The organism is Phytoactinopolyspora limicola (genome assembly GCF_011320225.1).
Classification (GTDB): Bacteria; Actinomycetota; Actinomycetes; order Jiangellales; family Jiangellaceae; genus Phytoactinopolyspora; species Phytoactinopolyspora limicola.
In genome coordinates, this window is record NZ_JAAOEN010000006.1 from 117,323 (window position 1) to 128,804 (window position 11,482).

Genomic DNA, 11,482 nt, shown 5'->3' on the forward strand with positions numbered 1-11,482 from the left:
CACGTGATCCGCGAAGCTCACGGCAGCCTGCTCGAAGCCGACGCAGATGCACTCGTCAACACCGTCAACACTCAAGGTGTCATGGGCAAAGGGCTGGCGCTGCAGTTCAAGCGGGCCTACCCAGAGATGTTCAAGGAGTACGCCAACGCGGCGAAGCTCGGCCAGATTCAACTCGGTGAGATGCACGTGTGGGAGACGGGCACGATCGAGGGTCCCCGGTTCGTGATCAATTTTCCGACTAAGGGGCATTGGCGGGCTCGGTCACGCCTGGCTGACATCGAACGTGGGCTTGAGAGTCTGGTGCGGGTCATAAAACAGCTTGGTATCTCCTCGATTGCTGTGCCGCCGCTCGGTTGCGGTAACGGTGGACTCGACTGGAGCGACGTGGAGCCACGCATTCGGGCTGCGCTCAAAGACGTGACTGGAGTCGACGTGCTGGTCTTCCCTCCGGGAGAGGCGCCTGCTGCTGCGGACATGCGCGTTCGGACAGCACCGCCGCGAATGACGCCCGGTCGTGCAGCGCTGATCAAAACACTTAAGCGCTACAGCGGGGTTTCGTTCGGCGTGTCGTTGATCGAAGTGCAGAAGCTCATGTACTTCCTGCAATGCGCGGGAGAGCCGCTACGGCTTAATTACGAGAAGGGCAGGTACGGCCCCTATGCCGACAACCTTCGACACGTGCTGTCCCTCATCGAGAACCACTACCTCAGCGGGTATGGCGACGGAAGCAAGCGCGTCAGGGAAGCTGAACCCCTCGTAGTGCTGCCAGCCGCAGAGGGACCAGCTGACACGGTCCTGGCCGATCACCCTGAGACGGTCCAACGTATCGAGTCGGTCATGCAGCTCGTCGAGGGATTCGAGTCCGACTACGGCCTCGAGCTCCTAGCGAGCGTGCATTGGATTGCGTCCAACGATGATCCCAGCGCTGCAGACGAGGTGAACCGTGCGGTCAAGCTTGTTCAGGAGTGGACGTCACGCAAGGCTGGTATGTTCACGCAAGGACACATCACAGCTGCGTGGAACAAGTTGAGGCAAACAGGCTGGTTGCCTCAAGTTACGCAGCTGCCAGACCCGTAGGCGTGCGGCCGGACTCAGCATTGGACGCGATGAGCGGTAGGCTTGTTAACTAACATGCTCGGCCAACGCACATGCTAGTTAACATGCTTTGAGGACCACTAGACATACGGACCAGACCGCTCGAAAGCGCCTTCGAATCCCGCGGGGAAGGTGTGCTCAGGCGGCCACTGACGCGACACTGAACGTCTCCGCCGGCATCGCGCGCCGCAACCGCCACGTCATCGCGATGGGCCTTTCGCCCTGGTGAGACACGTACGACGCCTCACCGAGGCACAGGTACGGCGCGGCGCCTAGATCGTCGGACGTCGTGTTGCGAACAAACAGCAGCACGTGCGAGCTGCCGCTCAGATACCGCCGCCCGGTCGGGGAGGCCAGCGACGTCGAGTTCTGCGACTCCCAGTGGAATAGCTCTGGGCTGATGGCATAGTCCCGATACATCGTCGTCGGCAGGAACTCCTTCTCGCTCTTGGTCAGGCTGACCAGGAACGCATCAACGTTCTCCGACTCCACCCACACGACGCCGGACTGGTGATGACGGGGCGGCCGCCGGAGATTCGCATAGCCCAGTGCCGCGAGGATCTCCTCACGCCGGTAGTGCGCGTGGCTGCTCATCGGCACGTGCCCAAGTTCGCTGTCCAAAGCCTCCGGCAGGTACCTGGTCCGGTCAGCGCCGAGAGCGACGATCTGGCGAATCTCGTCGCACACTGCCGGATGCCGGCGAAGCGCGGCCAGACCGTCGTCGTACGAGCCGAAACCGCCCCCGTCCGGCCACAGCGAGAAGAACAACATCCGGGCGAATCGCTGATCACGTGCGGAGATCGCGCCATAAGACTGCCCGTCCGCCTCAACCAGCCGGGCATACGCGGACGCCCGTTCCGGATCGTCGACGTGCGCCAAAGCCGCCATCCGGCGCAGAAGCTTGCCCTCGCCAGGCCCGGCCGCCGGCATGTCTTGCCCAGCCTCTCGCCGCAGAGAAGTCCACGACCCGTTCGACCGATAGACGTCGACGACCTCGCGCTCAGCCTCGTACAAATACGTCGCGAGCGACGCGACACCATACGAGCGCACCTCGCCCACCAGGTCGCGGCGCAACGTGCGTAGCTGAGACCGCACGTTCTCCAGCACCGTCTGGCGAGCTACCCGGTCCAGCACGATCTGCGACCCCGACGGCAGGAACGGGAATCCCTGCTCGATCTGTCGGCTCAGCGCCCGCCGCGTAGCCCCAGTCAGCGCCCGGTACCGCATGTCGAACCGGTACTCCTTGCGGTGCTGACCGATGAAGTCCAAAACGGTCAGGACCGCCTTGCCCGGCGCCCGACGCAGGCCGCGTCCGAACTGCTGCAAGAAGATCGTGGCGCTCTGGGTGGGCCGCAGGAACAACACGGTGTCCACTTCGGGAATGTCCAGACCCTCGTTGAACAGGTCCGCCGCGAACAGCGTAGTGACGTCGCCGCGCCGGAGTTTCTCGATCGCCTCGGCGCGATCGTGGGTCCTGGTGGATCCGGACACCGCGATCGCCGGCAACCCGGATTGGCAGAACACGTGCGCCATGTACTCGGCATGTGCGACGGACACGCAGAAGCCGAGCGCCCGCATCTGCTGCGGATCAGCGACCTTGTCTCGCACGGTGGCGAGCACCCGCCGCGCTCGTGCGTCGTTCCCCGTATACAGCCGGCTCAGCGCGGCGTCGTCGTAACGGTTGCGCCTCCACTCGATGCGGGTGAGGTCGACGTCGTCGTTCACACCGAAGTAGTGGAACGGCACCAGGAGATCGGCGGCGACGGCGTCCCACAGCGGCAGCTCATACGCGGAGCGGTTGTTGAAGAAGGCGCGCACGTCGACGCCGTCACCGCGCTCGGGTGTGGCCGTGAGCCCGAGTAGTTCCTTGGGCTGTAAGTGGTCGAGGATCCGCCGATAGCTGGCAGCCTCGGCGTGGTGGAACTCGTCGACCACCACCACATCGAAGTGGTCAGGAGAAATCGTGGTGACGTCGAGGCTCGACAACGACTGCACACTGGCAAAGACGTGGCGCCATCGCTCGGGCCGCTGGCCGCCCACGTACGTCTCGCCGAACGTGCCGTCACGCATTACTTCGCGGTAGGTGCGCAGCGACTGATCCAGAATCTCCGAGCGGTGAGCGACGAAGAGCAGGGTGGGCGACGCTCCGTCAGTGGCCTCCGCGATACGCCGGTAATCCAAGGCAGCGACGACCGTCTTCCCCGTGCCGGTGGCCGCGACCACGAGGTTCCGGTGCTGTCCGTGCAGAGCGCGTTCGCTCTCCAACGCTTCGAGTATCTCCACCTGGTGCGGCATCGCACGCACGTCGAGGCCCGAGACAGTGATGGACGACGTGCCCGCTCCGCGGTTGCGTGCCCGGCTGATGGCGTCGTCGAAGAGTTCGGCGTCGGTGCCGGGGTTGTAGGGCAGGCACGCATTCGACTCCCAGTAGGTGTCGAACGTGGCCTCGAACTTGCGGAGCAGGTCCGGGGTGGCCACGCCGGAGAGCCTGACGTTCCACTCCAGCCCGTCTACCAGCGCTGACCTGGAGAGATTCGAGCTACCAACGTAGGCGGTGTCGAACCCGGAGTTGCGGCGCAGCAGCCACGCCTTGGCGTGCAGCCTGGTGGACTGCGTCTCGTAGTTGATCTTTACCTGGGCGCCGAATCTGTTGACCAGCTCGTCGACGGCTCGGCGCTCCGTCGCGCCGACATACGTGGTGGTGATGACCCGGAACGGCGCTCCACGCTCACGAAGCTCCTGGAGCGGTTCTTCCAGGACGCGCAGTCCGTGCCAGCGGATGAACGCACACAGCAGGTCGACGCGGTCAGCGCTGGCCAGCTCCGCCCGCAGTTCGGTGGACAATGCGGGTTCACCGGGTGAGTTGGTGAGCAACGCTGCGTCCGACAGCGGCGTCACCGGCCGCGGCCAGGTGCGACCAGCCACCGGCTCGGCCGACGAGAGCGCCAGCAACTGCTCGATGGTGCCGGGCAGGGCGTCGTCGTCGGCATTCAGGTGTTCGGTGATCTGGTTGACCAGGGCGACTCGGCGCTCGGTGTCTGGCTCCGCTTCGACCGCCCGCCGGACCAACGCGGCGATGTGCCGCGCGAGCACGTCCGCGGCAGCTTCCCGGTCGACAGGTTGAAGAACAGGTACGACGCCGTCCGGTGAATCAAGTTCCCGATCGAGCGCAACGGTACGCAGTGCCTCGTAGATCCCCTCCGCCCATGCGCCCACAGGCACACTCTCTCAGACCAGCCGGCCAGAACCGGCGTGCTCTGGCGCCAACGCTCCCGATAGGGCCAGCCAGGCTTAAACACCGCTATGACTTGAGCGCACCGATGGGTGACGTATGCGCTCGTCGGAGCTACGCGTAGAGCCGATCTAGGCCGACCAAGACAACGTCGCCGGCACGTTCGGCGTCGTGAAGGTCTGAAGTGAACCCAGCAGCGCTGAAGCAGAGCAGTCGGACCTGTGACGTGTCGTAGCGATCGTTCCTGGTCAGCAAGGATGCAACGTGTCGAAGCCGTTCCAGATGGCCGGTTCCCATCACCTCTCCCCACTTGACTTCGCCGATGGCCAGCAACGGCGGCTTGCCGCCATCGGACGTGCCGATGACGACAACGTCGATTTCGTGAGTCGTGCGCTGCGCCGGGTCGGAGGTGGCGCCGTGGCCGACGCGGGCAGGTAGGCCACCAAAGACGTCATCGTCGGCATAGAACAATGCCCATTCGCGACAGATCTCCTCGAACCTGGGCCCGAGCACATTGCTGACGAAGCGGCGCTGACTGTTGCGCCACACACGATCAGCGTTTCCCGGCCGTTCAAGCTGATCCCATGTGGGGCGCATCACCGCGTGGTAGAAGGTGATCAATGGTTCGGAGATCCGGTATGTGCTGCGTTTGTCCCGGAATGCGTCGGCCTCCCGGATCAGAAGGCCGGCGTCCTCGAGCACGTCCAGCGGATGCGCCAAATCTGAAGACTTCCGTTCAAGGTAGTTCGCTATTCCGCCCCGACTGGCGTTTCCGTTGGCGACTCCAGCCAGGACCGCATGATAGAGAGCGCTGTCGCGGAGTTCAGGTTCCTCGGCTAAGAGATACCGCGCCTCGCGAAAGAGCGGACTCTCGGCGTTGAGCACCGTCCGCACGACCCAATCGTCAAAATCGTCTGGCCCGGTCGGAACGTCGTTGCGAGCGAGCTCGCGCCGATACGCCGGTGTTCCTCCGACCACTGCGTTCACCTGCACCGCCAGCTGAGGATCTGTGATGCCCCAGAACTCGGCGGCCAGCCGATAATCAAGCGTCCGAATGACGAGCTCCAAGCTTGCCCGGCCCCTCAATGGCGCATTGCCGGACAACAGCCCACCCATGACTGACAGAGCAGACCCGCAGAGGAGCAGGCGCGATCGCGACTCGACCCGTTCATCTCGCAACGGCCCATACGCCTGCTGAATGATCGACGGTAACGCCGGGGTGGCCTTCGCGAGATAGGGGAACTCGTCCAAAACAACCGGCACGTGCCGTTCGCGTCCGAGCGCCAGCAGTGCATCGATGACCTCGTACCAGTCAGCAGGGCGAAAGGGGACCGGCAGTCCAAGGAAGTCAGTCAGCGCGGCACCGATCCGCCGCAGCGACTCCGTCTCGGTTTCCTCAACCGCGCCGAAGTAGAAGCCACCCGCGGCCCGGCATAGCGCATCCAGCAGGAACGTCTTGCCCTGCCGACGACGCCCGGACACCACACCAAGCATGGCACCGGATTGATCATCGGCAGCAAAGCGGGTGAGCGCCGACCACTCATGGTCGCGATCGAACATTCCCGCTGGCTTGTCCATCGCTAGACCTCCTAGACATAACTATACTTATGATAACTGTAGTTACATCTCTCGTGGAGCGCAGGCGCCGGTCAAGTTCGCGACAGCGAAACTCATTCGCGTCCGTCTGCCGGGTCTGAAAGCATCGGACATCGTGAGTCAGCGTGTTATCTCGGGAGTCCCGACGGGCCCGGTCGTCGTCCCCACCGTCATCAAAGCCATCGCCGAGGGCGACACCATCACGCCGGTGTGGGAGAACGAACTCGGTGGCCTGACGTTCCGGCTCGACGGCGGCGGGGGAGCCCGGTATGCGAAGTGGCTGGCTGCGGGCACGCCGGAGATCGACCTGGCTGCTGAGGCGGCCCGCCTTCGGTGGGCGCGACGCTGGGCCCGGGTTCCTGAGGTGATCGACCACGGCGCCGACGACGCCGGTTCGTGGCTGGTGACGGCGGCCGAGCCGGGCCGGTCCGCCGTCGATCCAGTATGGGTGGCCGATCCGACGACGGCTGCGACGGCTATCGGTCGCGGTCTACGTATCCTTCACGACGCACTGCCCGTCGACGAGTGTCCCTTCGACTGGAGCGTGGAGCATCGCCTGGCTTCCGCGTGGCGGTTCATCGAGCCTGATGGCGACGTGTCCGATGGGCCCGAACCCAACGGCCGCGACGGCATCTCCCGCGCTGAAGCGCTGGCCCGCCTCGGCGAGCCGCCGCCGATCGACCGCCTCGTCGTCTGCCACGGCGACGCCTGCGCCCCTAACACTCTTATCCACGACGACGGTACGTTCGCCGCCCACGTGGACCTCGGGGCCCTGGGTGTCGCCGACCGCTGGGCCGACCTCGCCATCGCATCGTGGAGCACGGTGTGGAACTACGGCGCGGGTTACGAGGAGGTGGTTTATGCCGGCTATGGCATCGACGCCGACCCCGCGCGCATCAGCTACTACCGCCTGCTCTGGGACCTGACTTAGGGCGGCGGACGCACGCGGGCTGATCGGCGGGCCCTGCTGGTCGCGCGGGCCCGGAGGCGTCGGCCTGGCACGAACGGCTTCCTCATGGCGAGGCGCAGGGGCCGCAGTAAGGCTCCTCGTTGTTGCCCTGGCGACAGCATGCTTCCTTGTGGCGACGTCACTGCTGCGGTAGGGCACCTGTCGCCGCTGACGGCGAGATCTCAAATGGCGCCATGTGCTACTGTTTACCTAGTTGTAATCATGTAATCCTCTTTTATCAGTTGTTTGACGTTGTTCAAGCTCGCTTTTTCCATCGAGGGCCCTCTTTTCTTCGTCTCAAGGCTATCCACGGCTTTGTTTCCTCGTGGTTCGTCATCGTGTCTGGTCTCACAACGGCGATGCGCCACGGACGCGTAGGTCCGGCTCCGTCTCCGTCGACAACCAGCCCTTGGTGGTGCCTGTTGATATCGTTCGTCTGGTCTCCTGGAAATCCGTTGCCCGCCGGCACAGGTGGCTCGGAGAACTACACCGTTGGCCAGGTCCGTGAGTTGAATCGCCGCGGGACACCGTCGCAGGTGGTGACGGTCGGGCTAGGCGCCGCTGACGGCCGGGACGATTTCGACGATGTCCCGTTCCGGTCGTTGCCGACGTTGACTGAGGTCGGACAGTTGGATGGCACCGTCGTGTTCGTCAACGAGCCGCATGCGGTGCCGACCAGACGTCACTCGTACCTGATCCTGCACAACCCGCCGCCCATCCGGGAACGCGAGTGGGCATTCGCCACTGAGGGAACTCGGGACCGCACGTTGATCGCCACCAGCCAGTACGCGGCTGAGTTATGGGCGCGATTCCTCGACGTCGACGTGTCGACCATCAATGTCGTCTACCCGTTCGCCGAGCCGCAGTTTGCCGCGCAGTCCCGGCCGCGTCACTCGGGTGAGTCGACCCGGGTGTTGTTCGCCGGGCGGCTCAGCCCGGAGAAGGGTATTTACACCCTCCTGTCCATGCTGCATATCGACATCATCGATCAAGACGCGGACCTCACCTTCACCGTAACCACCGCTGGCGCCGACAAACCACAAGGAAAGATCATCGAACGGCTGGTCGGAGCACATCCGAGGATCTCCGTCGTCGCCACACGGAAGACGCCGGCCGCCATGGCGAGCCTGATGGCCGACCACGACGTCGTCGTCATGCCGTCCAACAGCCAGTACTGGCACGAGACCTTCGGCATCGTCTCGATCGAAGCCCAGCACGCTGGTTGCCGGGTTATCGCCTCCGACGACGGCGGGCTGCCCGAGACCGACTGCGGTGGTGTGGTCCTGGTCCGGCCGGATGACGCCGAGGCTCTCGCCTGGGGTCTCCGGGAGGCGGTAGGTCGCGGCCCGGTGGGGCCGGCAGCCCGTAGCGCCGCCGGAGCCCGGTTCACGGTCGGGGAATCCGTCGACACACTTCTCGACGTCTTCGCCCGACCGCGGCCGGCCACCCCCGCGGCCATCATTCGGCAACTGGAAGAACTGGCCGCCCGGCCGTCGGCCGACGTCCCGAGCATCTCTGGGCGGACCGCGAAGATGCGACGCGACACGTGGGAGGTCGACGACGCATCGGTCTAGTTCGGTGCGGTCTTCGTTCAGCGAACGACGCGGAACCACAGGTTGGCCGCCTGCGGCGCATCGGTCAGGCTGAGACGTTCGAGTGTGACGTTGGTGCCGCCGGGATGGTCGAAGAGGCGCACACCGTCGCCTATTAGTACGGGTGCGACGATGGCGAGTACTTCGTCGAGGAGTCCGGCCTCCAGGCATTGTTTGGCGACGTTGGCGCCGATGACGTTGACGTATTTGTCGCCCGCGGCTGCCTTGGCGGCGTCGACACCGCGGTGGAGGTCGCCGACGAACGTCACACCGGGAACGGGAGTGGCCGGGGGCCGGTGGGTGAGCACGAAGTGGGGCCCGTCGTAGCCGCCGCCGAACGCCTTGCCCTCTTTATCGGTGCCCTTGTGCGGGTCGTCGCCGCCGAAGGTCCGTCGGCCGACCAGCAGCGCCCCGACCTGGGGGATGAGTTTGTCGACCGTGGTGTTGGGGCCGATGTGCTCGGTCAGCCAGGACATGTCACCGCCGGGGCCCGCGATGAATCCGTCCAGCGACATCGTCGCCGAGTACAGCAGCTTTGCCATGGGTGATCACTCCGTCGTCTGTGTGGACACGTGTCGTGATGTTGACGAACTGCGCCCCCAAAACTCATCACCCCTCCCGTCCCGCCCCTCCCCATGATCATTGGCTTTTGACTACCGGATACGGGGGGGCAAAGCCCCAGATAAAGGGGAAGGGGCGGGGCGGGAGGCGGCGGTTAGGTGTCGTGCCACGTGATGTCGCCGACGACGGGCCGCGCGGTGCCCTGGCTCCAGGACGCTAGATCGGCGACGATGCGGTCGACGGCCTCCACCGGCACGGCCATCGACAGGATGGCGTGATCCTGGCCGAATGACAGGCCGCCGACGGCAACCCCGTCGATCCCGGCGTTGCGCACCACGCCGTCCAGCCGACCCGCGGTGGCATGATCGACGTGGACGTCAACCTGCCGCATGAGGCGGCGTTGCCGCGTGCCCACGTGATCAAGCGCCGCGACGACGGCGGCGGAGTACGCCCGGACCAGGCCTCCAGCGCCGAGGAGAGTTCCGCCGAACCACCGGGTGACGACGGCTACCACGTCGCTCACTTCGCGGCGAACGAGTACGTCCAACATGGGGGCGCCGGCGGTGCCGGACGGTTCACCGTCGTCGCTGCTGCGCTGAACCTCGCCCGTCGGGCCGAGGCGGAACGCTGAGCAGTGGTGGCGGGCGTCCCAATGGGTGCGCCGCGCTTCGTCGACGACGGCACGCGCGGCGTCTTCAGTGTCTACCCGGACCAGGCGGCAATGGAACCGGGACCGTTTGACCTCGATGTCGGTGGCGCCGTCCCGGGCGAGCGTGGTGTAGCGGTCCGGTTGGGGCACCCGGCCAGTGTAGGACGTGGCTGGTCGGATGGCGGGTGCTCGACATATCGCCGTGACGTACCTATCACACAACGGTCTACCGATGACGGACAGGTGGGGGAGGCGTCGGGCTGGGGTGAACGGCGTGACGTGGTGCCCCGACGTGGTGGCGACGAGGGTGTGCGTCAGGGCTCAGGAGTTCGGGGTTGATCTTGGTGGCCGTTGTGGATCAGATGCGCAAACGGCCGAATTCGGCTCGGTTGTGCACCTGATCGTTCTTCGTCCGCATGCTGGAGACGATCAGGTGACGTAGTTGGCTGTCGGCGCAGGTGGCGGCTCGGGAACTCCGCCTGATCGCGGTCGCCATCGACGATCAGGCGTCAAAACGACGATCAGGCGTCAAAACGACGATCAGGTGCGGAAGTTAGCCGACGTAGTTCTCCGACAGGGCGGTGGCGTAGGCGGGGGAGTCGACGACGTTGTGTAGCTGCGCGATCTGCAGTCGGTACTGGTATGGGTCGTCGCCTGGGAATCGGTGCAGCATGGACGTCATCCACCAGGAGAAGTGCTGAGCCTGCCAGACCCGGCGTAGGGCGTCGCGGGTGTAGGAGGTGAGTAGTGTCTCGTCGCCGGTGGTGTACCAGGCGTCCAGTGCTCGGGCCATGAGCCAGACGTCGTTGACGGCGAGGTTCATGCCTTTGGCGCCGGTGGGCGGGACGATGTGAACGGCGTCGCCGGCCAGGAGTAGGCGCCCGTACTGCATGGGTTCGGTGACGAAGCTGCGCATGGGGGTGACGCCTTTGTCGAAGATCGGCCCCCGGTTGGGTGGCCAGGGTGAGCCGCCGAGTTGGAACCGGGTGGCCAGCTCGTCCCAGATACGTTCGTCGGGCCATTCGGCGGTGTCGGTGTCTGGTGGTACTTGGAGGTAGAGCCGCGACACCCGCTCCGAGCGCATGCTGTACAGGGCGAAGCCGTTCTCGTGTAGGCAGTAGATGAGTTCGTGGACGGCGGGGGTGGCTTCGGCCAGGATGCCGAGCCAGCTGAAGGGGTAGTCGCGTTCGTATACCGTCAGCTGGCCCGGAGGTACCGATGGCCGGCTAGTGCCGTGGAATCCGTCGCAGCCGGCGATGACGTCGCAGGTGAGCTCGTTCGCCGCTCCGCCGTGGTGAAACCGGACCACGGGCCGATCCGAGGTCAGTCCGTCCAGCCGGACGTCGCTGACCTCGAAGCGGATGTCGCCGCCGTCGGCCAGCCGCCGAGCGACGAGGTCTTTGACCACTTCTTGCTGGCCGTACACGGTGATGGCCCGCCCCGTCAGCTCGGTCATGGGTACGCGGTGTCCTTCGCCGCCGAAGCGCAACTCGATGCCCTCGTGTGGCAGTCCTTCGGCGTCGAGCCGGCTGCCTACTCCGGCGTCTCGCAGGATGTCGACGGTGTTCTGTTCGAGAACGCCGGCGCGGATTCGTTGTTCGATGTAGCCGCGGGTGCGGGCCTCCAGCACCACGGAGGAGATTCCATGCAGGTGAAGCAGATGGGAGAGCAGTAGGCCGGCCGGGCCGGCGCCGACGATCGCCACCTGGGTATACATGGACTCCTCCACGGACGGTCGGCCGGCCACGTGGGTCCGGCTCGTTTCCGTCAGCAGTGTACGCGAGAGCGTTCGTTTAGTGAACGCATGT

At 65.2% G+C, this 11,482-nt stretch carries 8 protein-coding genes; 3 read left to right on the forward strand and 5 right to left on the reverse strand.

Annotation, left to right across the window (positions count from 1 at the left end):
- Positions 1 to 3 precede the first annotated feature (3 nt).
- Entirely contained in the window at positions 4 to 1,077 is a 1,074-nt protein-coding gene (darG, locus tag G8760_RS16195) for a type II toxin-antitoxin system antitoxin DNA ADP-ribosyl glycohydrolase DarG (protein ID WP_207782425.1), read from the forward strand.
- Between the two features lie 156 nt (positions 1,078 to 1,233).
- On the opposite strand, the gene G8760_RS16200 is transcribed toward darG, so the two are convergent.
- Both G8760_RS16200 and G8760_RS16205 read right to left on the reverse strand, forming a co-directional pair.
- The gene (locus G8760_RS16200; RefSeq protein WP_166352980.1) at positions 1,234 to 4,311 is read right to left on the reverse strand and encodes a DEAD/DEAH box helicase; all 3,078 of its coding nucleotides are present in this window, start codon (positions 4,309 to 4,311) and stop codon (positions 1,234 to 1,236) included.
- A 130-nt stretch (positions 4,312 to 4,441) separates the two neighbouring features.
- Positions 4,442 to 5,905, reverse strand: a complete 1,464-nt coding sequence (locus tag G8760_RS16205) for an ATP-binding protein (protein WP_166352982.1) — start codon at positions 5,903 to 5,905, stop codon at positions 4,442 to 4,444.
- 133 nt (positions 5,906 to 6,038) lie between these two features.
- Here G8760_RS16205 and G8760_RS16210 point away from each other — a divergent pair, with 133 nt between their 5' ends.
- Positions 6,039 to 6,854 carry an aminoglycoside 3'-phosphotransferase gene (locus G8760_RS16210; RefSeq protein ID WP_166352984.1) on the forward strand — a complete coding sequence of 272 codons (816 nt, stop codon included), beginning with the start codon at positions 6,039 to 6,041 and terminating at the stop codon, positions 6,852 to 6,854.
- Positions 6,855 to 7,327: 473 nt separating this feature from the next.
- Positions 7,328 to 8,446, forward strand: a complete 1,119-nt coding sequence (locus G8760_RS16215; RefSeq protein ID WP_166352986.1) for a glycosyltransferase family 4 protein — start codon at positions 7,328 to 7,330, stop codon at positions 8,444 to 8,446.
- 17 nt (positions 8,447 to 8,463) lie between these two features.
- Here G8760_RS16215 and G8760_RS16220 read toward each other — a convergent pair whose 3' ends face one another.
- The 3 genes from G8760_RS16220 to G8760_RS16230 all read right to left on the reverse strand — a co-directional run bounded on the left by G8760_RS16220 (position 8,464) and on the right by G8760_RS16230 (position 11,391).
- Positions 8,464 to 9,006, reverse strand: coding sequence for a dihydrofolate reductase family protein (locus G8760_RS16220; RefSeq protein ID WP_166352988.1), 543 nt, complete (start codon positions 9,004 to 9,006; stop codon positions 8,464 to 8,466).
- Positions 9,007 to 9,179: 173 nt separating this feature from the next.
- Positions 9,180 to 9,824 (reverse strand): IMPACT family protein, encoded by a 645-nt coding sequence (locus G8760_RS16225; RefSeq protein WP_166352990.1) that lies wholly within the window; start codon positions 9,822 to 9,824, stop codon positions 9,180 to 9,182.
- Between the two features lie 403 nt (positions 9,825 to 10,227).
- On the reverse strand, positions 10,228 to 11,391 hold the full coding sequence (locus tag G8760_RS16230; RefSeq protein WP_166352992.1) for a 4-hydroxybenzoate 3-monooxygenase: 1,164 nt from the start codon (positions 11,389 to 11,391) through the stop codon (positions 10,228 to 10,230).
- Positions 11,392 to 11,482 lie beyond the last annotated feature (91 nt).

Excerpts from the sequence above, each read along its gene's own strand:
- G8760_RS16220 (WP_166352988.1), bottom strand. The coding sequence starts at position 9,006 with ATGGCAAAGCTGCTGTACTCGGCGACGATGTCGCTGGACGGATTCATC.
- G8760_RS16230 (WP_166352992.1), bottom strand. The coding sequence starts at position 11,391 with ATGTATACCCAGGTGGCGATCGTCGGCGCCGGCCCGGCCGGCCTACTG.
- G8760_RS16205 (WP_166352982.1), bottom strand. The coding sequence starts at position 5,905 with ATGGACAAGCCAGCGGGAATGTTCGATCGCGACCATGAGTGGTCGGCG.